This is a genomic window from Emticicia sp. W12TSBA100-4, from assembly GCF_040253585.1.
GTDB lineage: Bacteria > Bacteroidota > Bacteroidia > Cytophagales > Spirosomataceae > Emticicia.
Genome location: NZ_JBELAU010000081.1, coordinates 1 through 431, shown reverse-complemented (window position 1 = coordinate 431; position 431 = coordinate 1). Strand labels below are relative to the sequence as shown.

Annotated in this window: 1 protein-coding gene; it reads right to left on the bottom strand. The window is 36.0% G+C overall.

Going from position 1 to position 431, the window contains the following annotated elements; translation table 11 throughout:
- Positions 1-431: hypothetical protein (locus tag ABR854_RS25840; RefSeq protein WP_350268736.1), on the bottom strand; the 431-nt coding region annotated here is incomplete at both ends.

The following is a 431-nucleotide window of genomic DNA, read 5'->3' as shown; positions in this document are numbered from 1 at the left end:
TTTGGCGTTCCGTATTCACTCGGAATTTGATCAACCGTGTAAAATACATTAAGTATCTCAAAGCTCATCACCGAGCTTGAAGTTACTGTATTTGTTACTTGCGAATACACATCAAAGCTGGTATCGTTTGCTGTGAAAGTGTAAGAAAAAGTTGTTTTGATTAACTCCGAATTAACGACCGTATTCAGCTTATTTGCTCCCTGATTACTAACATTTCCTGTTGTCCTTGTAACATTTATTGACGATACAATACCTTTAAGGTTTACTAAGTCGGCAGAAGTTTTCAGCATCACCGTAAATGTTACTGTTTTTCCGATTAGATCAGAAAAATTTGAAAATCCCGAATTACTATACCGAAATATACGATAAGAAAGATTACCTGTTTGCCCTACAGGAATACTAATGCCATTTGTCACAAAAACCCCACCATT